Annotated in this window: 22 protein-coding genes and 3 tRNA genes (1 of these 25 cut by a window edge); 5 read left to right on the top strand and 20 right to left on the bottom strand. The window is 63.2% G+C overall.

Translation table 11 applies throughout. The features are described from left to right. Nucleotides 1–24 precede the first annotated feature (24 nt). The 3 genes from RT131_RS01320 to dxs all read left to right on the top strand — a co-directional run bounded on the left by RT131_RS01320 (nucleotide 25) and on the right by dxs (nucleotide 4,934). Nucleotides 25–1,815: an acyl-CoA dehydrogenase C-terminal domain-containing protein gene (locus tag RT131_RS01320; RefSeq protein WP_313169574.1), complete on the top strand. Its 1,791-nt coding sequence runs from the start codon at nucleotides 25–27 to the stop codon at nucleotides 1,813–1,815. Nucleotides 1,816–2,191: 376 nt separating this feature from the next. Next, a complete protein-coding gene (locus RT131_RS01315; RefSeq protein ID WP_282266789.1) occupies nucleotides 2,192–2,857 on the top strand; it encodes an HNH endonuclease in 666 nt (221 codons plus the stop codon). 166 nt (nucleotides 2,858–3,023) lie between these two features. Then, nucleotides 3,024–4,934, top strand: a complete 1,911-nt coding sequence (gene dxs / locus RT131_RS01310; protein WP_313169572.1) for a 1-deoxy-D-xylulose-5-phosphate synthase — start codon at nucleotides 3,024–3,026, stop codon at nucleotides 4,932–4,934. 330 nt (nucleotides 4,935–5,264) lie between these two features. Here dxs and RT131_RS01305 read toward each other — a convergent pair whose 3' ends face one another. Together RT131_RS01305 and RT131_RS01300 are read right to left on the bottom strand one after the other, a co-directional pair. After that, nucleotides 5,265–6,284: a TraB/GumN family protein gene (locus RT131_RS01305; protein WP_313169571.1), complete on the bottom strand. Its 1,020-nt coding sequence runs from the start codon at nucleotides 6,282–6,284 to the stop codon at nucleotides 5,265–5,267. Nucleotides 6,285–6,463: 179 nt separating this feature from the next. Further along, complete coding sequence (locus RT131_RS01300; protein WP_313169570.1) at nucleotides 6,464–7,237, bottom strand: MBL fold metallo-hydrolase; 774 nt, start codon at nucleotides 7,235–7,237, stop codon at nucleotides 6,464–6,466. A gap of 69 nt (nucleotides 7,238–7,306) precedes the next feature. On the opposite strand from RT131_RS01300, the gene RT131_RS01295 reads away from it, so the two are divergent. Next, the gene (locus RT131_RS01295; protein WP_313169568.1) at nucleotides 7,307–8,293 is read left to right on the top strand and encodes a helix-turn-helix domain-containing protein; all 987 of its coding nucleotides are present in this window, start codon (nucleotides 7,307–7,309) and stop codon (nucleotides 8,291–8,293) included. 64 nt (nucleotides 8,294–8,357) lie between these two features. Here RT131_RS01295 and RT131_RS01290 read toward each other — a convergent pair whose 3' ends face one another. From RT131_RS01290 to RT131_RS01265, 6 genes are all read right to left on the bottom strand, one after another. Then, complete coding sequence (locus tag RT131_RS01290; protein WP_313169566.1) at nucleotides 8,358–8,711, bottom strand: phosphotyrosine protein phosphatase; 354 nt, start codon at nucleotides 8,709–8,711, stop codon at nucleotides 8,358–8,360. Continuing rightward, nucleotides 8,708–8,917: a hypothetical protein gene (locus tag RT131_RS01285; protein WP_313169564.1), complete on the bottom strand. Its 210-nt coding sequence runs from the start codon at nucleotides 8,915–8,917 to the stop codon at nucleotides 8,708–8,710. Before RT131_RS01285 ends, RT131_RS01290 begins: the two co-directional genes overlap by 4 nt. 168 nt (nucleotides 8,918–9,085) lie before the next feature. Continuing rightward, a complete protein-coding gene (locus RT131_RS01280; RefSeq protein WP_313169562.1) occupies nucleotides 9,086–9,871 on the bottom strand; it encodes a hypothetical protein in 786 nt (261 codons plus the stop codon). Nucleotides 9,872–10,111: 240 nt separating this feature from the next. After that, entirely contained in the window at nucleotides 10,112–10,405 is a 294-nt protein-coding gene (locus RT131_RS01275; protein ID WP_313169560.1) for a hypothetical protein, read from the bottom strand. 239 nt (nucleotides 10,406–10,644) lie between these two features. Then, a complete protein-coding gene (locus RT131_RS01270) occupies nucleotides 10,645–11,109 on the bottom strand; it encodes a cupin domain-containing protein (protein ID WP_313169559.1) in 465 nt (154 codons plus the stop codon). A 73-nt stretch (nucleotides 11,110–11,182) separates the two neighbouring features. Continuing rightward, on the bottom strand, nucleotides 11,183–11,452 hold the full coding sequence (locus RT131_RS01265; protein WP_313169557.1) for a DUF333 domain-containing protein: 270 nt from the start codon (nucleotides 11,450–11,452) through the stop codon (nucleotides 11,183–11,185). Between the two features lie 239 nt (nucleotides 11,453–11,691). Here RT131_RS01265 and RT131_RS01260 point away from each other — a divergent pair, with 239 nt between their 5' ends. Further along, a complete protein-coding gene (locus RT131_RS01260; RefSeq protein WP_313169555.1) occupies nucleotides 11,692–11,922 on the top strand; it encodes a DUF1653 domain-containing protein in 231 nt (76 codons plus the stop codon). A 94-nt stretch (nucleotides 11,923–12,016) separates the two neighbouring features. Here the strand turns inward: RT131_RS01260 and RT131_RS01255 are convergent. The 12 genes from RT131_RS01255 to RT131_RS01200 all read right to left on the bottom strand — a co-directional run. Further along, nucleotides 12,017–12,093: transfer RNA gene (locus RT131_RS01255), tRNA-Pro, on the bottom strand. A 61-nt stretch (nucleotides 12,094–12,154) separates the two neighbouring features. Continuing rightward, nucleotides 12,155–12,511 carry a MerR family transcriptional regulator gene (locus RT131_RS01250; protein WP_057629341.1) on the bottom strand — a complete coding sequence of 119 codons (357 nt, stop codon included), beginning with the start codon at nucleotides 12,509–12,511 and terminating at the stop codon, nucleotides 12,155–12,157. Then, entirely contained in the window at nucleotides 12,492–12,791 is a 300-nt protein-coding gene (locus RT131_RS01245) for an integration host factor subunit alpha (protein WP_232147785.1), read from the bottom strand. The genes RT131_RS01250 and RT131_RS01245 overlap by 20 nt, the downstream gene beginning before the upstream one ends. A gap of 21 nt (nucleotides 12,792–12,812) precedes the next feature. Beyond that, a complete protein-coding gene (gene pheT, locus RT131_RS01240) occupies nucleotides 12,813–15,194 on the bottom strand; it encodes a phenylalanine--tRNA ligase subunit beta (RefSeq protein WP_313169552.1) in 2,382 nt (793 codons plus the stop codon). A 134-nt stretch (nucleotides 15,195–15,328) separates the two neighbouring features. After that, on the bottom strand, nucleotides 15,329–16,324 hold the full coding sequence (gene pheS / locus RT131_RS01235; RefSeq protein ID WP_313169550.1) for a phenylalanine--tRNA ligase subunit alpha: 996 nt from the start codon (nucleotides 16,322–16,324) through the stop codon (nucleotides 15,329–15,331). A gap of 200 nt (nucleotides 16,325–16,524) precedes the next feature. Beyond that, nucleotides 16,525–16,884: a 50S ribosomal protein L20 gene (rplT, locus tag RT131_RS01230; protein ID WP_054657697.1), complete on the bottom strand. Its 360-nt coding sequence runs from the start codon at nucleotides 16,882–16,884 to the stop codon at nucleotides 16,525–16,527. A 10-nt stretch (nucleotides 16,885–16,894) separates the two neighbouring features. Continuing rightward, a complete protein-coding gene (gene rpmI / locus RT131_RS01225; protein WP_002811096.1) occupies nucleotides 16,895–17,092 on the bottom strand; it encodes a 50S ribosomal protein L35 in 198 nt (65 codons plus the stop codon). A 286-nt stretch (nucleotides 17,093–17,378) separates the two neighbouring features. Further along, nucleotides 17,379–17,903, bottom strand: coding sequence for a translation initiation factor IF-3 (gene infC / locus RT131_RS01220; protein WP_282265677.1), 525 nt, complete (start codon nucleotides 17,901–17,903; stop codon nucleotides 17,379–17,381). A 74-nt stretch (nucleotides 17,904–17,977) separates the two neighbouring features. Continuing rightward, nucleotides 17,978–19,882, bottom strand: a complete 1,905-nt coding sequence (gene thrS / locus RT131_RS01215) for a threonine--tRNA ligase (protein WP_313169548.1) — start codon at nucleotides 19,880–19,882, stop codon at nucleotides 17,978–17,980. A 478-nt stretch (nucleotides 19,883–20,360) separates the two neighbouring features. Next, on the bottom strand, nucleotides 20,361–21,437 hold the full coding sequence (locus RT131_RS01210) for an agmatine deiminase family protein (protein ID WP_313169546.1): 1,077 nt from the start codon (nucleotides 21,435–21,437) through the stop codon (nucleotides 20,361–20,363). Nucleotides 21,438–21,878: 441 nt separating this feature from the next. After that, nucleotides 21,879–21,953, bottom strand: a tRNA-Val gene (locus tag RT131_RS01205). Nucleotides 21,954–22,068: 115 nt separating this feature from the next. Continuing rightward, nucleotides 22,069–22,120, bottom strand: a tRNA-Val gene (locus tag RT131_RS01200) (it continues 123 nt past the right edge of the window).

Raw genomic sequence — 22,120 nt, 5'->3', positions numbered from 1 at the left:
CCCGCATTGTTCGAGAGCCGCCTGATGAGCAACTACAAAGCCCCTGTTACCGATCTCCGTTTCGCCCTGCACGACGTCTTGAAGGCCGAGTCCCTGTTTGCATCGATGGGTTTCGAAGACGCCAGCGCCGATCTGATCGACGCGGTACTGGAAGAAGCCGGCCGTTTCAGCACCAGCGTGCTGGCCCCGCTCAATGCGATCGGCGACCAGACCGGCTGCAAGCTCGACAAGGCCACCAACGAAGTCACCACCGCACCGGGCTTCAAGGAAGCCTATGCGCAGTTCGTCGAAGGTGGCTGGACCGGCCTGACCGCATCGCCGGACTTCGGCGGCCAGGGCATGCCGGAAACCATGGGCATGGCATTGAGCGAAATGGTGTCCTCGGCCAACCTGGCCTGGAGCCTGTTCCCGATGCTGTCGCACGGTGCGGTTGAAGCGCTCAAGCACTACGGCGAAGACTGGCAGAAGGAAGCCTTCCTCAAGCCGCTGGTGGCCGGCAACTGGACCGGCACCATGTGCCTGACCGAGCCGCACGCCGGCACCGACCTGGGCCTGCTCAAGACCCGCGCCGAGCCGAACGCCGACGGCAGCTATTCGATCACCGGCACCAAGATCTTCATCACCGCCGGCGAGCATGACCTCGCCGACAACATCGTGCACCTGGTGTTGGCCAAGCTGCCCGACGCACCGGCCGGCCCGAAGGGCATCTCGCTGTTCGTCACCCCGAAGTACAAGGTCGACCGCGACGGCAAGCAGGGCGAGCGCAACGAACTGCATTGCGGCGCGCTGGAGCACAAGATGGGCATCCATGGTTCGTCCACCTGCGTGATGAACTTCGACGGCGCCCAGGGCTACCTCGTCGGCCAGCCGCACAAGGGCCTGCAGGCGATGTTCGTGATGATGAACTCCGCCCGCCTTGGCGTTGGCGTGCAGGGCCTGGCGCAGTCCGAGCGTGCCTACCAGGGCGCACTGGCCTATGCCCGCGAGCGCCTGCAGTCACGCGCACCCAAGGGTGCCGTGCAGCCGGACAAGCCGGCCGATCCGATCATCGCCCAGCCCGATGTGCGCCGCATGCTGCTGACCACCAAGGCACTGACCGAAGGTGGCCGCCTGCTCGCCGCACACGCTTACACCCAGCTCGATGCCGCACACAGCAGCGCCGATGCGCAGGCACGCGCCGACGCCGACACGCTGGTCAGCTTCCTCACCCCCATCGTCAAGGCCTGCCTGACCGAGTGGAGCATCGAAGCGACCTACAACGGCCAGCAGGTGTTCGGCGGCCACGGCTACATCGCCGAGCACGGCATGGAGCAGTACGCCCGCGACGCCCGCATCACCACCTTGTACGAAGGCACCACCGGCATCCAGGCGCTGGACCTGATCGGCCGCAAGACCGCCGCCTCGCAGGGCGCCGGCCTGAAGCTGTTCCTGGCCGAGATCGAGCAGTTCATCGCCGCCAATGCCAGCAACCCGGCCGTCGCCGAGTTCCTGCCGGTGTTGGGCGGCAAGGCCAAGGAATGGGGCAAGCTGACCATTGACGTACTGCAGCGCGCCGCCGCCAACCCGGAAGAACTGGGCGCGGCCAGCTGGGATTACCTGTTCTACAGCGGCTACGTCGCCGTCGCCTACTGGTGGGCACGCTCGGTGGTCGCCGCGCAGGCTTCCAGCCACCCGGAAGCCTTCAAGCAGGCCAAGCTGGAAACCGCCCGTTTCTACTACGCCCGCATCCTGCCGCGCACCCTGAGCCACGCCGCCGGCATCGCCGCTGGTGCCGACTCGCTGATGGACATGGATTCGGTCCGCTTCGGCGACTGATCCAATAGCAAAAGCAGGGCAAAGCTCCCCTCATCCGCCCCTTCGGGGCACCTTCTCCCGCAAGCGGGAGAAGGGAGCGATCAAGCTGCCTGCGATCTGCAAGCCCTTCTCCCGCACGCGGAAGAAGGGAACCATCAGGAATGCCTGCGACCCTGAAGCCCCTCTCCCGCCCGCGGGAGAGGGGTTGGGGTGAGGGCAGCTCTTGCTTCGAGCCCCCCTCCCTTGCGCCGAAGGCGGAGGGAAGGGCTGGGGAGGGGTAAGCTCTCAGGCGTCCGAGACACCCCTAGCTTCGCGGCTGACGCCGCTCCCACAAAACCGCCGGCCGCCACCCGCCTTTACACAAACTGTCACGCATCGTGTATAAGCTGTTAACCCGATGGAGACAGACACTACACCGCGTAGTCTGATCGATACCGGAGCCGGGACTTCCGCTCCGACAGACGGGTTTTCACTTCCGCCCTCCCTGCACCGCCTCGGCTCCGTGCGACTGCTGTCGCTGGATGCGCATGGCCGCGTGCTGGACTGGATCAACTGGCAGGATGCCGCCTGCCTGTATGCACGCGGCGCCGTCGCCTGGACCATGGGCGATCCCTGCCTGCACGTACACGGCGCAATATCGCGACTGACCGGCCTGCGCAGCGGCATGGACCTGCACCCGATCATCGCCTCGCGCGGCCACGCCCGCTCGCGCGCGATCGACCCCACGCCCAACCTCACCAATCCCGCGCTGTTCGCCCGCGATGCCCAGCTCTGCCTGTATTGCGGCCAGCACTTCAGCCGCCCGCAGCTGACCCGCGACCACGTCCTGCCGGTCTCCAAGGGCGGCAAGGACACCTGGGAGAACGTGGTCAGCGCCTGCTTCCACTGCAACTCGCGCAAGAGCAACCGCACCCCGGCGCAGGCCAACATGCCGCTGCTGGCAGTGCCGTACCGGCCCAGCTGGATCGAGCACCTGATCCTGTCCAACCGCAACATCCTCGCCGACCAGATGGCCTTCCTGAAGTCGCAGCTGCCGCGCAAAGCCCTGCAGCGCGGGCTTTGAGCTCCGCACCGCTGCCACGCGTATTCATGCGAAACTGCCATCCAGACTGAACACGGCCTTCAGCTTGGTGCCAAACCACCTCATCCGGCACTCATTGATGATGTGCTTTGCTTGCCCCACCCTCTCCGGACGGGGAAAATACCGTTTCGAGTGAAACGCGAAGACCATGATCGACTCTGCCAGCTATCCGCGCCTGTCGCGCATCAAGACTCCCGATGACCTGCGTCTGTTCGACGAGAGCGAACTGGGGGCCATCGCCGGCGAGTTGCGCGCCTACCTGATCGAATCGGTGGGCAAGAGCGGCGGTCACTTCGCGGCCGGCCTGGGCGTGATCGAGCTTACCGTCGCCCTGCACTACCTGTATGACACGCCGGTCGACCAGCTGGTGTGGGACGTGGGCCACCAGACCTACCCGCACAAGATCCTCACTGGGCGCCGCGACAGCATCCACACCGTCAAGCAGAAGGACGGCGTTGCCCCCTTCCCCAAGCGCGAGGAAAGTGAGTTCGACACCTTCGGCGTCGGCCACTCCTCGACCTCGATCTCCGCCGCGTTGGGTATGGCCATCGCACGCCAGCGCCAGGGCGACGAGCGCAAGGTGATCGCGGTGATCGGCGACGGCGCGATGACTGCCGGCATGGCCTTCGAAGCGCTGGCCCACGCCGGCGGCATGGACGACGAGCCGAACGTGCTGGTCATCCTCAACGACAACAACATGTCCATCTCCGAAGCCGTCGGTGGACTGACCAAGATGCTGGGCCGGGCAACCGCCAGCCGCACGCTCAACGCCCTGCGCGAGAGCGGCAAGAAGATCCTCGGCGACAAGCGCCACAGCCCGCCTGCGCGCTTCGTGAAGCGCTGGGAAGAACAGTGGAAAGGCATGTTCGTGCCGTCCACCGCCTTCGAGCAGATGGGCTTCCATTACACCGGCCCGATCGACGGCCATGACCTGCCGTTGCTGGTGTCGACCCTCAAGCACCTGAAGGATGCCAAGGGCCCGCACCTGCTGCACATCATGACCACCAAGGGCAAAGGCTACGAGCCGGCCGAAGACGACCAGATCGGCTACCACGCCGTCGGCCCGTTCGATCCCAGCAAGGGCCTGCCGGAAAAGGGTGCGCCCAAGAAGCCGACCTATACCGACATCTTCGGCAACTGGCTGTGTGATGCCGCCGCCGCCGAGCCGCAGTTGCTGGCGATCACCCCGGCCATGCGCGAAGGCTCCGGGCTGGTGCGTTTCAGCAAGGAATACCCGGAACGTTACTTCGACGTCGCCATCGCCGAACAACATGCGGTGACGCTGGCTGCCGGCATGGCCACGCAGGGCGCCAAGCCCGTGGTCGCCATCTACTCCACCTTCCTGCAGCGCGCTTATGACCAGCTGGTGCATGACGTCGCCACCCAGGATCTGGACGTGCTGTTCGCCATCGACCGTGCCGGCGTTGTCGGCCCGGACGGTGCCACCCACGCCGGCAACCTCGACCTGAGCTACCTGCGCTGCGTGCCGAACATGGTGGTCATGGCCCCGGGCGATGAAGCCGAATGCCGGCAGATGCTCAGCACCGGCCTGCAGTACAAGGGCCCTGCGGCCGTGCGCTACCCGCGCGGCACCGGTCCCGGCACAGCCGTTGGCACCGACCTGTCCACGCTGGAAATCGGCAAGGCACAGCTGCGCTTGCAGGGCAGCCGCCTGGCCATCCTCGCCTTCGGCGCGGCCGTGCCGGCGGCAGAGCAGGTTGGCCGCGAGCTGGGCCTGAGCGTGGTCAACATGCGTTTCATCAAGCCGCTGGACAAGGCGATGCTGCTGGAATTGGCACGCAGCCACGACGGCTTCGTCACCGTCGAGGACAACGTGGTTGCCGGCGGTGCCGGTTCCGGCGTGTCCGAACTGCTCAACGCGGAAGCCGTGGTGATGCCGATGCTGCACCTGGGCTTGCCGGACAGCTACCAGCACCATGCCAGCCGCGAAGACCTGCTGGCCGAAGCCGGGATTGACGCCGCCGGCATCCGCGCAGCGATCCTGAAGCGCTGGCCGAAGCTGCAGGACAGCACGGCACCGTTGAGTGCGGCCAGCTGAGCTGGATTCCAACTTGTGAGTATCCCGAAATCCGATGCCAGCCCCCTGGCATCGGATTTTTCTTTTGTGGGAACGGCGTAAGCCGCGAAGCAAAAACACCATCCGGTGACAGGAAAACTGGTTTCTCGAGCCACATCAGCTTCGCGGCTTACGCTGCTCCCTCAAACCAGCAACACCGTAGCCCGGGTAAGCGCAGCGCACCCGGGAAAATCATTCTCCAGCGGCCTCCCAGATCACCGCCAACAGCCCCGGGTGCGCTCCCGCTTACCCGGGCTACTTGGTGCCCGCCGCCCTTGCATCAGCTCCGCACTGCCATTGCAGCACTGCTTCTCAGGGCGACTCAATCTCATACCCACGCGCCTGCAGTGCCGCCAGATAGCCATCGGCTTCCAGCAAGCGATCCACCGGCAGCATCGCGAACGTCTCTTCGTTGCGCTGCACGGCAGCCTCCGCAATCGACAGCCAATGCTGGCGCACTCCCGCCTTCAGATCACCGAAGCCGCGATTGCGCACGAAGCCCGACTGGGTGATCGCCTGCATGCAGGCCGCACCCGCGTCCTCATAGGGTGAGCGCCGCAACGCCTCCACATCACCCATTGCCCAGGCATTCGCACGCTCGACCAAGGTCGGCAGATCGTTCTCAACCAAGTCCACGGTCCGTTCGAGGCACACCGCATCATCCATGCCGCCCTCGCGGAACTCGCGGACCGCGGCCTTCGGGTCCTCGATCTTGATCTTCCAACTCGTTGGCGTCGGCGTGATTCCCGCCGCCTTCGCAGCAGCTTCCACCACCGGCCAGACCACAGGTTTCTGACCGAGGCCGATGGATTTCATCGCGGCCGCCTGCAGCTCAGCAGCGGCGAACATCGGCCGCTTGCGCTCGATCCCGCCGTCGCGCGGCAGGTAACGCTGCTTCATCGCATGCCAGCGCGTATACAGCGGCGGTGCCAGCACATCGACCAGCTCCGCGCCGTCTTCGTTACGCATCACCTTCCAGACCGATGGCGCCAACGCCAGCTTGCCGAAGAAACCCACGTCGGCGTCAAACACCACACCGGGTGACAGCAACACCTGCCCCGAGCGCGCAATCACCGCACGTACTTCATCGGCGCGCCAATCAATCTGGTTGGGCAAGGGCGACACCGTGCCCAGGATCCAAAGCACATGCCCGTCCTTGCTGACCCGCCACAAGCCAGGCCCGGGCTGCACGCCATGGACGACGACCGCCTCCATATCGCGGATCGGCGCCGCTGCCGTGCCTGCTGGCGTTTCCACTTCCTGCGCCGATACCCCTCCTGCAAACAAGCACATCAACAGACAGCAACCACGCCAGCTGCGCACCAACGACATACCTGTCTTCCTTGGGACGATCTGGTTGGCGACATTAGCCATTTCGTTGCAGCAATGCGTTAGAACATCGTTCTTCGAGCGCAATGAACTGCCAGCCAACCATGTAGTGCCGAGCCATGCTCGGCATGGGGCTTTACCGGAAGCCCCCCTTGCCGAGCATGGCTCGGCACTACCAATCCTCAGAATTCGAGTACCTCACCATCAGTTGGAACCCGCAGGCGCTCCGCCAGCCCCGCCTCCCTTGCAGCCAGCAACAACGCCTGCCGACTCACCGGGCAATGGCTCAGCGCCTCCAGATGGTTGGCAACAACAACGCCGTCGGCAATGCGCGCAAACGCCAACGCTTCTTCCAAGCCCATGATGATCTCGCCGCCAAGATCAAACCGCGCGCCGCCGGCGGGGATCACGCAGACATCCGGCTGCTGCGTGCGCACGAAGTCTTCGATGGCGGGTGTAAGCACGGTGTCGCCAGACAGATACAGACGAGGCTCGCCAGGCATCTCGATCAGATAACCGACGCCGTGCTCCATGAAACGTCCGATCACACCGCGACCATGCATGCAGCGCATAGTGCGAATGCTTCCACCCAGAAAAGGACTGGTGAGTTCATGCGCCTCCGGCAAGGGCTGCACGTTCAAGCCGCGCGCCGCCAGATGCACGGCATCATGCGGCGTGCAGATCACCGGAATGCGCCGCTCACGTAGCCAGCGCTTGCCCGCACGGTCCAGATGATCGAAATGACCTTTCTGGCAGTGGGTGATCAGGCAATGGGTGACCGACTGCAGCGCCGGCTCGGCTTCCGCTGGCAGATCCACCAGCGGGTTGCGCCGCAGACCGGCGAGCACCCGCAGCGGCGGCAACACCGCCCTGCCCGCCAGCATCGGATCGACCAGGATCCGATGCGGACCGATTTCGACAATGATCGTGGCATTGCGGAGCTGCTGGATTTTCATGGCTTGGCCGTTGGAAGGAGGCCCCCATGGTGAGCCGACGACGCCTGATCGATAATGGCAAGAATCGCCATGTTCCACTCAATTCCGGCCATGCCAAGAACCTGCCAGATCGGCCTCCTGCTCTATCCCGGCTGCATGCCTGCCGGCCTGCTTGGCTTTGCCGATCTGCTGCACGCAGCCAATCGCCGCACAGGACAGCCACTGTTCCAAACCCGCTTCGTCGGCTTGAAAGCCGGGCCGGTCATCTGCAGCCAAGGTCTGGAAATGCAGGCCCATGGCAGCGTCGATGACCCGCTTCTCGATGCCGTGCTCGTCCCCGGGTTCTGGGCCGAATCCGCCAGCGAGGTGGAAGCCACGCTGCAGAACAACACTGCACTGATACGGGCGCTTGCGCGACTTCCCAAGCGCTCGCAGCTGTGGAGCTACTGCGTAGGCGTCAGCCTCGCTGCAGCCAGTGGGCGCCTGGACGGACAAGCCGCCACCGCCACCTGGTGGCTGCTCGACACGTTGCGCCAGCGCCATCCGAAGATACGCTGGCGGGCAGAGAGCACCTGCATCCATGCAACGCGACACGCCACCGCAAGCGGCGTCAGCGGCTACCTGCCTATTGCACAGCATCTGATCGAACAGACAGTCAGCCCCGCCATCGTGCAGGATCTGGTCAAGCTGATGGTGCTGCCAAGGCCTGCACAAACGCACGATGCATTCCAGTCGCTGAGCCTCATCCAGCAACCCAGCACCTTGCTGCGCAAACTGCATGCGTCGGTTGATGCATTGCCTGCGGACCAGTTGACCGTGGACAAGCTCGCAGACCTGCTGGACATCTCCGGCCGCACACTTGCACGCAAGGTGAAGGATGAGACTGGCTGCGCCGCCGCAACGTACGCGCGCCGCATCAAGCTTGCCCAGGTCGCCGAGCGCCTGACGCTCACCTCCGCACCGCTTTCAGCCATCAGCAACGAACTGGGCTTCAGCAGCGACTCGAACCTGCAGCGGATGTTCAAGGCACTGACCCAACTGACACCCCTGCAGTACCGGCAGCAGTTCTCTCGCTAGCCTTGCCTGCAGATCGGGTACGCCCCTTCCAGGCATGAGATTCACACAGCGGCTTACTGCAGGCCTAGCGCTGCGCGCTGCTGCCTATCCCTTCTGACGCCAGGCAGGCTGCCACGCGTTCACCGAGCAGTGTTACCAACACAGGATCCATGAATCGATAGTCGTCAGGAATATCCAGGCAATGCAGACGTTTATGTTCCAACAGGCGCGTGAACGTTGCGCGCATGCGGTCGCGATGCTTGGCTTCCATCACGAGAATGACATCAGCCCAGCGGATATCCGCCGGACTGATGGTTCTGCGTGCATGCGGGCTGGTGCCTGCGGAGCGCGCTTCATATCCCGCCCGCACCTTCCACACCGCTTCGGCTGTGGGACTGCGCAGCTGGTTGCGACTACAAACAAACAGCAGGCGCATCATGACTCATCCAAAAGCAGTTGCCGCCACGTCCGTACCGGATACGGAAAACCGAGCTGCTTCGCCCGCAGGCATTTCGCACTGCGGATGTACATCAGCTTCCAATTCTTTTCGAACTTGAATTTTGGCGTCTGGGCGAGGCGATCGCCGCCACGATTGCGCGCCTGGAAACGCCTCCAGCCGCGTGTTCTATCAGTGTCCATCATCATCTCTCGTAAGTACCGGGTTCAGCAGCCGCGGCGGTACGAGTTGCGCGCATGATAATGAAAATTGCCGATGACAGCGATAATCCCAATAAAACATCGGACCATCGTCTGGCAGCAAGACTTGCTTCCGTACGCGGATGTCGCTGAAAAAATGATCCCGACTTGGGCTTTCTACAGGTAGCGCATCACCATCGTGCCGAACAGGCGGCACAACAGCATCGTCATGGCAAACGCAGCGGCGAAGGAAAACAGCCAGTTGGTCTCCGCCGTCAGCACAAGTTTCGCTCCAGCATCCAATAGTCCCGCATCCCGGCGCCGCATCTGTCGTGACAGCAACAGCATCGACAGCAGGCTCAACGACAGCAGCGGCAACCATGCAAACAACAACATGGACAGGCTTCCGGCCGACGCCCTGCCCGCACTGTTGCGCGCAAGAAAGCCACTGATCGCCAGCTGATTGTCGTAAGGCAGAAAGATGAACAACAGCGTTGCCATACCCGTGAGCAGGAAGCCCGCATGCCGCGCACGCAATTGCCACGGCCAGCGTATAACGGGCGGCGCATCGGTTCGCACCGCTCCGAACCTCATCATCCTGTCGTCCAAGCCAACGCCCCCATGACCGCGCCTGCGCTCGATGTGCCAGAACCAGCGATAAAGCCCGCGCTGCAGCAGCAGAAACATGACCGAAGCCATGAACACCACCAGCACGATATTGAAGGCAACGGCTCCCGCATTCCGTTCGGTCGAGCCGCGCAACAGCGCGATGCCGATCCAGCCACCAAACAGCACCGTCCAACCAACCAGGAACAAGCCAACGATCATCAGCCAACGGCGCCAGCGCGGACCACGCAACCATGCGGGCGCCTGCTGCTCGACCGCGCTGGACGAACCATTCTCTACGCTGATGGGCTGATCCGGGCGGGGTGGTAGCTTCGACATTGCCGCATCCTCGTACATGCCAGCCTGAGCTGCAAATCCAGATTGCAAGGAAGGGCAATTCTCTCGCCTGACCCGATGAGCATCGGGGTTGCGGAATGCTCTCACAGCAGCGCTAGCGGCAATCCGCCCCACGCTCGGGAACTCACGTTCGTCAGCCAGGGCGCGACCCAAGCACAAGGAAAGCACCGACGGTGGCCTGCACCTCGGGAAAGCACCGCTCCGAAAGCCCCACCAGGGTGGGGCTATCTGAAGCGGAAATCAGCCCTTGGCCGACAACGGCAATGTCGGCAGCGCAAGCGTCTGCAGAACAGGGCTCATGGCAGGCTTGGGAAGCACGGGCAAGGGCTGCATTGCCGCATTTCCCACGCACCATTGCAGGCATACGGCATAACGGACTTCACAGTCAGCGGCACCGCTTTCCACGCACCGATAGTAGCCAGGCAGGCATGTCGGGCAGTTGGGCTGCGCTTCGGCCTTCGCCGGAATCAAAGCAAGTGCCAGCATGGACGCCGCCAGCCCGGTACCAGCCAACACAGAAGTGAACTTCATCATTCGTGTCTCCTGATCACGCTTCATCAATGAAGCCCGGCCATGGTAGGAGGGCCTCGCGAGACAAAACGAGCAGTCAATGGCAGTTCCCAACGGATCACGCTTCCTCACAGCAACCCAAACCGGGGTCAGAGTGAGGTTTCCCTTGCCTAGCCTCCATCGCCACGCCGAGGCAGGCGATACGCGGCAACGCCCTGTGCATCGATCCAGTGCCGGCATTCACCCGAGTGTCGTATCGCTTCCTATACCCAACTGCCCTGCACCCGCAGCCACGCCGCGTCGTCGCTTTCTGGCGCCATCAACTCAAAGCCCGACCACACAAAGCCCGGCGCGACCATGCAACTGACCAGTGCATGCGAACCCAGCGGTCGCGCGGCCTGCCATACGCCCTTGGGTACGATCGCCAGCGACTGCCGCCCATTGCCAACAGCGCCCAGTTCGATCTGCTGCATCGGCGAGCTGCCCCCTTCCCAGAGCATCAGCTGTAGCGGCTCTCCTGCCTGCCATTGCCACACCTCCTCCGCATCGATGCGATGCCAGGCACTGCCCTGCCCTGCACCGAGCAGATAGTGGATGGCCGTCAACGCCGGGCGCGCCAAACCATCAACAAGGATATGTTGCGGCGATTCATGAAAACGGCGGAAGTACCCGCCCTCCGGATGAGGCAATAGCTGCAACTGCGCCACCAATGTATCGACTTCGCTCATCACCCGCTGCCTCCTGGTCAGATGTGTTTGCGCAACACCGCAACCCCACTGCATTACCCGAACCCCAACATCATTACTTCCCCTGTGGCGGGTTGTCGCGACGAAACAGCTCCCATTCCTCGACCTGTGAGCCATCTGGCAAGTGGCACATGCCGTACTCACCACCTTCTACATTCTTTTTGATTTCAACTTTCCCGCCCTTCTTCAAACAATGCTCGGACGCCGGATTGGCCATGCCCACACGTTGCGGGGCAACCTCGTTCGTTGCGCCATCCTTCGAGGTGCAGGCAGCCAAACCTAACAAGGACACAATTGCGATGCAGCGGATCAAGGAAAAGGACATACGAGACTCCCGGGCGACTGCCCATCGTGGCGATCATCAACAGGCTAGCAAGAGGACCCGGAAGCCTGCGTACATGAGCGAATCGACGCACTGACGCACTACCTATGTATGGGTTATGCAAGCAAACTTTGGCCTGTAGGCACCTGCTAGCGAGAGCGCATGGGCCAGGTTCTCCATGTGCAGTGCCACCGATTTCTTCGGGGTGCTACGATCCGCCCCATCCAACACCGATGTCATGCATGTCTGCCCTACCGCCTCTCCCAAGCCTCGCGCCTGGACGCTACCGCCATTTCAAAGGCGGCGAATACGAAGTTGTCGGCCTCGCCCGGAGCAGCGAAACATTGGAAGCAGTGGTGCTATACAAGCCCCTGTATGGCGACTGGGGCCTGTGGGTCAGGCCATATGCCATGTTCGTTGAACAGGTCACCGTCGAAGGCGTGTCCCAGCCAAGGTTCGCTTACCAAGGCTGACGGCTCCATGCGCCACGGCGCAGGAAGCAAACCACGTGCACAACGAAAAAGGGCCTGCGCAATGAAACGCAAGCCCTTGTTCGTATTGCAGTAGTGGTCGGGACGGCCGGATTTGAACCGACGACCCTCTGCCCCCCAGGCAGATGCGCTACCAGGCTGCGCTACGCCCCGATCGTTACTGCTTTCGCCTTGCGGCGAGCCGGTGATTATACCGGTTTTCACACAAAAAAGATCAACGACGGAGCAGTTGCAGTACTTCTTCCAGCTCCATGCGTACCTGCTTGATGATCTGGTTGCTCAGCGCCGACTCTTCGCGCGCGCCCTCGCCTTCCAGTCGCAGGCGGGCGCCACCAATGGTGTAGCCCTGTTCGTACAGCAGGCCACGGATCTGCCGGACCATCAGCACGTCATGGCGCTGATAGTAACGACGGTTGCCACGGCGCTTGGCCGGCTCAAGGCTGGGAAATTCGGTTTCCCAGTAGCGCAGCACGTGCGGCTTGACGTCGCACAGCTCGCTTACCTCACCAATGGTGAAGTAGCGCTTGGCCGGAATCGGCGGAAGTTCGCGGTTACTGCCCGGATCCAGCATATGCCTCCACCCGCTCCTTGAGCTTCTGGCCCGGACGGAAGGTGACTACCGTACGGGCGGAAATCGGAATTTCCTCGCCGGTCTTGGGGTTGCGACCCGGGCGCTGGTTCTTGCGCCGCAGATCGAAATTGCCGAAGCCCGACAGCTTCACCTGACGTCCCTGTTGCAATGCATCGCGCAACACATCGAAAAACGCGTCGACAAACTCCTTGGCCTCACGCTTGTTCAGACCGACTTCGTCAAACAAACGATCCGCCATCTCCGCCTTGGTCAATGCCATGCCTGCTCCCTGTATCCCGCCTCAGCCACGGATCTTTGCGCCGTGCCCGTGATCAATCGCCGCCACCACATCGGTGACTACGGCTTCCACGTCACGGTCCGTCAGGGTGCGCGACTTGTCCTGCAAAATCAAGCCCATAGCCAAACTCTTGAAGCCTGGCTCGACGCCCTGGCCGACATAACGGTCGAACAGTGCGACATCGCGCAGCAGCTCGCCGCCGGCGCCATGGATGGTGGCGGACAGCTCGGCCCAGCTGACTGATTCAGCTACGACCACGGCCAGGTCACGGCGCACGGCCGGGAAGCGCGACAGTTCGCTGGAACGCGGCAGCGAACGCGCCGCCAGCGGTGCCAGGTCCAGCTCGAAGCCGTACACGTCCACGTCCACTTCCATGGCCTTGGTCAGGCGCGGATGCAACTGGCCGATCCAGCCGATGCACTGGCTATCGCGCCAGATATCGGCCGAACGCGCCGGATGCGCGTAAGGGCGCTGCGAGGCGCGGAACTCCAGCACCGCACCGGAGGCGGCAGCCAGCGATTCCAGGTCACCCTTGAGGTCGTGGAAATCGACCTTGCGTGCTTTTTCACCCCACTGCAGGGTGGCGGCATCGCCACACACCGCAGCGGCAACGCGCACGGTTTCCTTGGGTGCGGGCTTGCCCTCCCCGGCCTGCGCCTCGAACACGCGGCCAATTTCGAACAGGCGCACGCGACCAGCCTGACGGGCAACGTTGCGGCCCAGCGTGGCCACCAGACCCGGCAGCAGCAACGGGCGCATCACCGCCAGCTCGGCCGACAGCGGGTTGGCCAGCGCAACCAGGCCCTCGTCCTGCTGCCACTGCTTCAACAGCTCGGCATCGACGAAGGCGAAGTTGATGGTCTCCAGCATTTCACGTGCCACCAGCTGGCGGCGCACACTGAGGTCATCCAGACGGGTTTCGCTGGGCATGGCGATGCGTGCAGCGCCACCCGGCAAGGTGGTCGGGATCGACTCGTAGCCGTGGATACGGGCCAGCTCCTCGATCAGGTCTTCTTCGATGGCGATGTCGAAACGACGGCTCGGGCCGGTAACGGTCCAGCCATCGGCAACCGCCTCGACCTGCATGCCGAGCGCGCGCAGGATGCGCTCCACTTCGGTGTCATCGATCTGGATGCCCAGCACGCGCAGGATGCGGGCGCGGCGCAGGTGGATGTTGGCGGCGACCGGCAGGTCGGCCTCACGCACGGCCTCGGTGACCGGCGCCGGCGTGCCGCCGGCCAGGTCCAGCACCAGCTGGGTGGCGTATTCGATGGCAACGCGCGGCAGCTGCGGATCAACGCCACGCTCGAAGCGGTGGCCGGCGTCGGTGTGCAGGCCGAGCTTGCGGCCGCGGCCCATGATGGCCGCCGGGGCGAAGTGTGCGGCCTCCAGGAAGACCTTGCTGGTCGCATCGGTGACGCGGGTATCGAAGCCGCCCATCAGGCCGGCCAGGCCGACTGGACGGTCGGCATCGGTCACCACCAGGAAGCTGTCGTCCAGCGCGGCGTCGCGGCCGTCCAGCAGCTTGAGGCTTTCACCAGCACGCGAGCGGCGCACTGCGATCGGCCCCTTCAGCGTATCCAGGTCGTAGGCATGCATCGGCTGACCGAGTTCCAGCATCACGTACTGGGTGATATCCACCAGCAGCGATACCGGGCGCACGCCGCTGCGGCGCAGGCGCTCGGCCATCCACAGCGGGGTGGTCGCGGCGGCATTGACGCCTTCGATCACGCGGCCGAGGTAACGCGGCGCTTCGGCACCGGCGCCGAGCTGGATGGTGAGCTCGCGCGTACCCACCGCCGGCACGGCGTCGGCGGCAAATGGCTTCACTTCGCTGCGGGTAGCGGCAGCCACGTCGAAGGCAATGCCACGCACGCTGAAGCAATCGGCGCGGTTCGGGGTCAGCTTGATCTCGATACTGGCATCCGGCAGGCCGAGGTAATCAACCAATGCGGTACCAACCGGTGCGTCGTTCGGCAGTTCCAGCAGCCCGGAGGCGTCGTTGTCCAGGCCCAGCTCCTTGGCCGAGCACAGCATGCCGTTGGATTCCACGCCGCGCAGCTTGGCCGGCTTGATCTTCAGCTCGCCGATCTGCGCACCCACCATGGCCAGCGGTGCGACCAGACCCGGGCGCGCATTCGGCGCGCCGCAGACGATCTGCAGTAGTTCGGCCTGGCCGGCGTCGACCTTGCAGATCTGCAGGCGGTCGGCTTCCGGATGGCGGGTCGCTTCGACGATGCGCGCCACCACCACGTTGTCCAGGCCTGCGCCCAGTGCAGTGACTTCTTCGACTTCCAGACCGATGGCGGTCAGCACGGCGCTGAGTTCGTCGCGCGATGCGGTGGTCGGTACGTGGCTGCGCAGCCAGCTTTCAGAGAATTTCATGTGTCTACCTTGAGGGGAGGGGCGCCTCCCGTTGCGGTTTTTTGTTGATACCCAGCGCTTTGCGCCTGGGGCTGGTCAACGTTATTGAGCGGATCAGGAGCTGCCGAGCATGGCTCGGCACTACAGCTGCTCGTTTACGCGAACTGCTTGAGGAAGCGGACGTCGTTCTCGAAGAACGCGCGCAGGTCGTTGACGCCGTAACGCAGCATCGCGAACCGCTCCACACCCAGGCCGAAGGCGAAGCCGGTGTAGCGCTCCGGATCGATGCCGACCGACTTCAGTACGTTCGGGTGGACCATGCCGCAACCCAGCACTTCCAGCCAGCGGGTGCTGCCGTCAGGCTGCTGCCAGGCGATGTCCACTTCCGCACCCGGCTCCACGAACGGGAAGTAGCTCGGGCGGAAACGCATCTCGAAGTCGCGCTCGAAGAAGGCACGCACGAACTCGGACAAGGTGCCCTTCAGATCGGCGAAGGTGGAGTGTTCGTCCACCAGCAGGCCTTCGACCTGATGGAACATCGGTGAGTGGGTCTGGTCGCTGTCGCTGCGGTACACCTTGCCGGCGGCAATCATGCGCAGCGGCGGCTTGTGGTCGCCCATGTAGCGCACCTGCACACCGGAGGTATGCGTGCGCAGCAGGCGGCCGTCGCCGAAGTAGAAGGTGTCGTGCATCGCGCGCGCCGGATGGTGCGGCGGGAAGTTCAGCGCCTCGAAGTTGTGCCAGTCGTCTTCGATTTCCGGGCCTTCGGACAGCTCGTAACCGAGGCGGCCGAAGATCTCGGTGATGCGCTCCAGGGTGCGCGTGACCGGATGCAGGCCGCCGCGCTCGCCATGACGGCCCGGCAGGGTGACATCGATGCTTTCAGCGGCCAGGCGTGCATCCAGCGCGGCGTTTTCCAGCAGCGTCTTGCGCTCACCCAAGGCCGAGGACACGGCGTCACGCGCGATGTTGATCGCCTCGCCTGCTGCCTTGCGCTCGTCGGCCGGCAAGGCGCCAAGCTGCTTGAGCTGGGCCGTGATGCTGCCGCTCTTGCCCAACAGCGAAACACGCAGGTTTTCCAGCGTTTCCGGGCTCTGCGCCGCGGCCACATCGGCCAGCGCCTGCGCGGTCAAGGATTGGATGTCACTCATGGGATCGACGAAACCTCTGGCCGGCATGCCTACGCGGTATGCGCCGGGCCGACCCCCGTCGCCACCAGTGCCTGATCGCCGCGCAAGCAAGCGCTGCGGCAACCAACACAAAAAAGAATGGGGAAGGACTTGCGCCCTTCCCCATGCATTGTCTCACCACAGCCGCTGCGCGTGAACGCTACAGCTGCTGCAGGAAGAACTTATGCCGCCAGTGCGCCCTTGGCCTTTTCTGCCAGAGCGGCAAAACCGGCTGCGTCGTGCACGGCGATATCAGCCAGAACCTTACGGTCCAGGGTGATACCAGCCTTCAGCAGGCCGTTCATGAAACGGCTGTAGCTCAGGCCGTTGATGCGGGCAGCCGCGTTGATGCGGGTGATCCACAGCGAACGGAAATTGCGCTTCTTCTGCTTACGGCCAATGTAGGCGTACTGCTGTGCCTTGATGACTGCCTGCTTGGCAACGCGGAAGACCTTGCGACGGGCGTTGTAATAGCCCTTGGCGAGATCCAATACTTTCTTGTGGCGGCGGCGCGCCTGCACACCACGCTTTACTCGTGCCATGGTTCAGTCCTCAGAGGTAGGGAAGCATACGGTCCAGACGGCCTGCGTCTTCTGCGCGGACGTGATTCGTCTGACGCAGGTTACGCTTCCGCTTGGTCGCTTTCTTCGTGAGGATGTGGCTACGGTTGGCGTGACCGCACTTGTACTTGCCGGAGGCGGTCTTGCGGAAACGCTTGGCCGCCGCCCGGTTGGTCTTGATCTTGGGCATTGCTATGTCCTTGATGGTCTCTTTACTGACTGGGCGGTGGGCTGACCCACACTTTCCATCCTTGCCCTTGTCTGTCAAAAGCCCGCGCTCCCACTGGAGGCAGGCAGGTCCTGGGGTGAAGCAAACAACAAACCCGGCGAACCGGGCCGCCCATTATGCCTTGCGCACCAGCCACTTGCAAACCGCAAGCGGGTTGGCACTCAAATTGGCTGAACAGGCATGCAAACAGGGAGGTAGCCGAAGCCCCTCCCTGTTCAGCAAAGCAGCAGACCCATGGGCCGACGGCTTACTTCTTCTTCGGCGCGATCATCATGACCATCTGCCGGCCTTCCAGGCGCGGACGGGACTCGATCACGATTTCCTCGCCCAGATCAGCCTCGATCCGGTTGGCCATCTCGCGACCCAGTTCCTGATGGCTCATTTCGCGGCCACGGAAGCGGATGTTGACCTTGATCTTGTCGCCGTCCTCGAGGAAACGACGCATGTTGCGCAGCTTGATCTGGTAGTCGCCCTCGTCCGTGACCGGACGGAACTTCACTTCCTTGATCTCGACCTGCTTGGTCTTCTTCTTGGCCTCGTTGGCCTTCTTCTGCATCTCGAACTTGAACTTGCCGAAGTCCATGATCTTGCAGACAGGCGGATCGGCCTGGGGCTGGATTTCAACCAGGTCCAGGCCTTCATCTTCAGCCATGGACAGCGCTTCGTCGCGCGACAACACGCCAATCATTTCACCGTCACTGCCGATCACGCGTACGCGCGGCACCCGGATTTCCTGATTACGGCGGTTCTGTTTGTTGTCAGGGATACTGATATTGCAATCTCCAAGTGGATTAGTACCGGCCCTGCGGAGTGTCCGCCGGGGCCGGGGCCGGGGCCCTACTTACTTCAATGCTTCAATTCTGCCTGCAGCCGCTCGACGAAGGCCTGAACCGACATCGAACCAAGGTCTTCACCGGACCGCGTGCGTACCGCCACGGCCCCGTTCTCCTTCTCGCGGTCGCCCACGACCAGCAGGTACGGTACGCGCTGCAGCGTATGCTCGCGAATCTTATAGCCGATCTTCTCGTTGCGCAAATCGGCGTCAACCCGGAAGCCTTGATTTGCAAGGCTTTTGCGAACTTCGTCGACGTAATCGGCCTGGGCGTCGGTGATATTGGCCACCACCACCTGCACCGGCGCCAGCCAGGTCGGGAACGCGCCGGCGTGCTGCTCGATCAGAATACCCAGGAAACGCTCCATCGAGCCCACGATCGCACGATGCAGCATCACCGGATGACGCTTCTGGCTGTTCTCGTCCACGTATTCAGCACCGAGGCGACCCGGCATCATGAAGTCGACCTGCATGGTGCCCAGCTGCCAGGTACGGCCGATGGCATCCTTCAGGTGGTACTCGATCTTCGGGCCGTAGAACGCGCCCTCGCCCGGCAGTTCCTGCCACTCGACGCCGCAGCTGGAGAGCGCGGTACGCAGCGCACCCTCGGCCTTGTCCCAGGTTTCGTCGTCACCGAGGCGCGATTCCGGACGCAGCGCGATCTTGATCTGGATTTCCTCGAAGCCGAACGCCTTGTACACCGCCAGCGCCTGCTGGTGGAAGGCCGTCACTTCGGCTTCGACCTGGCTCTCGGTGCAGAAGATGTGGCCATCGTCCTGGGTGAAACCACGCACGCGCAGGATGCCGTGCAGCGCGCCGGACGGCTCGTTGCGATGGCAGGCACCGAACTCGCCGTAGCGGATCGGCAGGTCGCGATAGCTGTGCAGCCCCTGGTTGAACAGCTGCACGTGGCCCGGGCAGTTCATCGGCTTCAGCGCATAGGTGCGCTTCTCCGACTCGGTGAAGAACATGTTGTCCTGGTAGTTGTCCCAGTGACCGGACTTCTTCCACAGGCTGACGTCAAGGATCTGCGGGCAACGCACTTCGCCGTAACCACTCTGGCGGTAGACATTGCGCATGTACTGCTCGACGACCTGCCAGATCGACCAGCCCTTCGGATGCCAGAACACCAGGCCCGGCGCTTCCTCCTGCAGGTGGAACAGGTCCTGCTGCTTGCCGATGCGGCGGTGGTCGCGCATTTCAGCTTCTTCGATGCGCTTGATATAGGCCTCGAGCTGCTTCTTGTCGGCCCAGGCGGTGCCGTAGATGCGCTGCAGCTGCTCGTTCTTGGCATCGCCACGCCAGTACGCACCGGAGATGCGCATCAGCTTGAAGGACTTCAGGAAGCGCGTGTTCGGCACGTGCGGACCGCGGCACATGTCCACGTATTCCTGGTGGTAGTACATGCCCATCGCGGTGATGTCGTCGGACATGTCCTCGATCAGGCGCAGCTTGTAGTCTTCGCCGCGCGCCTTGAAGATTTCGACCACTTCCGCGCGCGGCGTGACCTTCTTGATCACGTCATAGTCCTGCGCGATCAGCTCGCCCATGCGCTTCTCGATCGCCGCCATGTCTTCCGGCGTGAACGGGCGCTCGTTGTAGATGTCGTAGTAGAAGCCTTCAGCGATGACCGGGCCGATCACCATCTTGGCGTCCGGGTACAGCTGCTTCACGGCATGACCGACCAGGTGGGCGCAGGAGTGGCGGATGATCTCCACGCCCTCCTCGTCCTTTGCGGTGATGATGCGCAGCGAAGCGTCGTGATCGATCACGTCGCTGGCATCGACCTGCACGCCGTCCACGGCGCCGGCGATGGTGGCCTTGGCCAGGCCCGCACCAATGGACTGGGCAACGTCCATGACGCTGACCGGGTTTTCGAACTGACGGACGCTGCCGTCTGGGAGAGTGATGTTGATCATGGGGTTCACCAAAGGTCACGGCCCGCCGGGCGGGCTGGAAACAACGCCAACAGGCGCGATTTCACGGGATTCACGGAATTCTGGGCAATAAAAAAGCGCCACGACGGCGCCTGCATCAGGGCGGTGGCGGAGATCAGCAGTGGGCGATGGTAGTGCTCATGTCACACGCTCGGCCGGCGTTTCGCGCGGGCCACCTTGGTTGCCGGAGGGGTCGTCATGGAGATATTAAACCAATCAGGGCAAACCTGCTCTGGGGCTCTCCGCGCCGCATGCCACCCTCAGCGCCAGAAGCCTGAACCCCGGCCTTCGCAGCCGGACTTCACCGGAATCAAGGCACCCCAGCCACGCCGGCCAAGCCACCCCGCACCACCCCGAAAACCCGGCAAAACCCGTGAAACCGGCGGCCTCCACAGCCACCTGCCGCCTGCAACCGACGGGCCAGCCAACCCCATCGAAGCGGCCGGACATACACGGACTCTCAGTGCCCAGCCGCATCCAGCTGGTGCTGAGCCCCGCCGAAAACCGGAAGATTCTTGCTCACGCAGTGAATGCCGCCACCACCGGCAGCGATCGGGTCGATATTGAGCTGGACGATCTCACGCCCCGGATAGAGCGACTTCAGCAGATCCCTGCAGCGCGCATCCGCCTCGGCATCACCGAACTCGGGAGCGATGACCGCAGCATTGATCGGCAGGAAATTGATATAGCCCGCTGCATAGTCAGCCTCACGCGTATACATGTTGTCGCGCGGCGCCTGCGGGGGTGACAGGGTATGCACCTGCAGGCGCCGCCCGGCCGCATCGGTGGCTGCCTCCAGAATCTCCAGGTAACGCCGGGTAACCGCGAAATCATAGGAATCCGGGTCGTTGTCCAGGTTGGCAATGACCACGCCCGGCGAGGCAAAGCGCGCATAGAAATCAACATGGGCATCGGTGATGTCCTGCCCCTTGATCCCCGGCAACCAGATGATCTTGCGCAAGCCCAGCACCGACTTCAGTTCAGCCTCGATCTGCGCCCTGCTCATGCCCGGATTGCGGTTGTCGTTGACCCAGCAACTCTCGGTGATGATCGCCGTGCCATCACCATCCACCTCGATACCACCGCCTTCGCCGATAAGGCGACTGCGTATGTAGCGTGCCTGCAGATCACGACTCAAGGTCTTCGCCACGGCAGTATCGGCCGCGAAGGCCTGCTTGCGCCCCCAGCCATTGAAGTTGAAATCAGCCAGTCCGAGCTGCGCATCAGGCCCGAGCACGAAACAGCCGCCGTAATCGCGCACCCATATGTCATCCAGCGGCATCGGTATGTAGTGGATATTGGCTGTGCCGCAGGCGCGCCGGGCCTCCGCCTCCTGCGCCTGGCGACACAGAATGGTGACAGGCTGATAGCGCGATATCGTCCCGGCGAGCAGCGCAACCGTCCTGTTCACCGGACCGGCCCAGTCGCGCCAGACCGCCCTGGATGCGGCATAGGCGAGAAATACGCGCTCCTGCGGCGCCTCCTCCGCAGGCATGCGCCATTGCGGCTCGGCCATCGTCACCAGTGGCGCAGACATGCCGATCTTCACGGATGCCGCCACACCAACACCAACAGAAAGCTGGGCAAGAAACTGCCTACGACTGGACATCACGCCACCTCAACGAACATTCAACAGGGCAACCAGCCAGCCAACGGGACGAGGCCAACGGATAGCAGCGCACGCGGCACCCAGCCACCGCCAACACCAGTGAACCTCGCAGCGTCAGGCGAACAGATACTCCCGTGCAACGGATGAAGGCGCTGTCGCGACAGGCGTAGCGAGGGACCCACACACGACATCGCCCAGCGCGCAATCCAGCGCACTGCGAGACGCGCAGGAAGAGTGACCACAAGGGTCTTGTTGAACCAAGAGATACCCGGATCTGCCGGGATAGACGGAGTACGAGTGCGAGGCCAGAAGGCCTGATTCGTTCGTCACGTGAATCCACCGAAACCGTCGCTGGCGCGTGGTTTCAAGTGGTGGGCGGTACAGGGTTCGAACCTGTGACCCCTACCATGTCAAGGTAGTGCTCTACCGCTGAGCTAACCGCCCGTTTGAAGCCTTTCTACGTCACAAGGGCCGAATCAGCCGTACTGCAACGCATAACGTCACCTGGAAACAAAAAACCCGGCCGGTGCCGGGCTTTCGTGGCCACTTCCCGAGGAAGTGGTGGGCGGTACAGGGTTCGAACCTGTGACCCCTACCATGTCAAGGTAGTG

The sequence above is a fragment of the Stenotrophomonas sp. genome (assembly GCF_032066555.1).
Classification (GTDB): Bacteria; Pseudomonadota; Gammaproteobacteria; order Xanthomonadales; family Xanthomonadaceae; genus Stenotrophomonas.
The sequence above is the reverse complement of the archived record's forward strand: the minus strand, read 5'-3'. Positions and strand labels throughout refer to the sequence as shown.

Bases quoted from the DNA above. Each gene is read 5' to 3' on its own strand.
- pheT (WP_313169552.1), bottom strand. From the start codon at position 15,194: ATGAAATTCTCTGAAAGCTGGCTGCGCAGCCACGTACCGACCACCGCA.
- RT131_RS01295 (WP_313169568.1), top strand. From the start codon at position 7,307: ATGTTCCACTCAATTCCGGCCATGCCAAGAACCTGCCAGATCGGCCTC.
- RT131_RS01305 (WP_313169571.1), bottom strand. From the start codon at position 6,284: ATGTCGTTGGTGCGCAGCTGGCGTGGTTGCTGTCTGTTGATGTGCTTG.
- rpmI (WP_002811096.1), bottom strand. From the start codon at position 17,092: ATGCCCAAGATCAAGACCAACCGGGCGGCGGCCAAGCGTTTCCGCAAG.
- RT131_RS01280 (WP_313169562.1), bottom strand. From the start codon at position 9,871: ATGTACGAGGATGCGGCAATGTCGAAGCTACCACCCCGCCCGGATCAG.
- RT131_RS01250 (WP_057629341.1), bottom strand. From the start codon at position 12,511: ATGCTGGATCCGGGCAGTAACCGCGAACTTCCGCCGATTCCGGCCAAG.
- RT131_RS01290 (WP_313169566.1), bottom strand. From the start codon at position 8,711: ATGATGCGCCTGCTGTTTGTTTGTAGTCGCAACCAGCTGCGCAGTCCC.
- dxs (WP_313169572.1), top strand. From the start codon at position 3,024: ATGATCGACTCTGCCAGCTATCCGCGCCTGTCGCGCATCAAGACTCCC.
- RT131_RS01270 (WP_313169559.1), bottom strand. From the start codon at position 11,109: ATGAGCGAAGTCGATACATTGGTGGCGCAGTTGCAGCTATTGCCTCAT.
- RT131_RS01210 (WP_313169546.1), bottom strand. From the start codon at position 21,437: ATGTCTGCGCCACTGGTGACGATGGCCGAGCCGCAATGGCGCATGCCT.
- RT131_RS01315 (WP_282266789.1), top strand. From the start codon at position 2,192: ATGGAGACAGACACTACACCGCGTAGTCTGATCGATACCGGAGCCGGG.
- RT131_RS01265 (WP_313169557.1), bottom strand. From the start codon at position 11,452: ATGTCCTTTTCCTTGATCCGCTGCATCGCAATTGTGTCCTTGTTAGGT.
- RT131_RS01245 (WP_232147785.1), bottom strand. From the start codon at position 12,791: ATGGCATTGACCAAGGCGGAGATGGCGGATCGTTTGTTTGACGAAGTC.
- RT131_RS01260 (WP_313169555.1), top strand. From the start codon at position 11,692: ATGTCTGCCCTACCGCCTCTCCCAAGCCTCGCGCCTGGACGCTACCGC.
- rplT (WP_054657697.1), bottom strand. From the start codon at position 16,884: ATGGCACGAGTAAAGCGTGGTGTGCAGGCGCGCCGCCGCCACAAGAAA.
- RT131_RS01300 (WP_313169570.1), bottom strand. From the start codon at position 7,237: ATGAAAATCCAGCAGCTCCGCAATGCCACGATCATTGTCGAAATCGGT.
- thrS (WP_313169548.1), bottom strand. From the start codon at position 19,882: ATGATCAACATCACTCTCCCAGACGGCAGCGTCCGTCAGTTCGAAAAC.
- RT131_RS01285 (WP_313169564.1), bottom strand. From the start codon at position 8,917: ATGATGATGGACACTGATAGAACACGCGGCTGGAGGCGTTTCCAGGCG.
- RT131_RS01320 (WP_313169574.1), top strand. From the start codon at position 25: ATGAGCAACTACAAAGCCCCTGTTACCGATCTCCGTTTCGCCCTGCAC.
- RT131_RS01275 (WP_313169560.1), bottom strand. From the start codon at position 10,405: ATGATGAAGTTCACTTCTGTGTTGGCTGGTACCGGGCTGGCGGCGTCC.
- pheS (WP_313169550.1), bottom strand. From the start codon at position 16,324: ATGAGTGACATCCAATCCTTGACCGCGCAGGCGCTGGCCGATGTGGCC.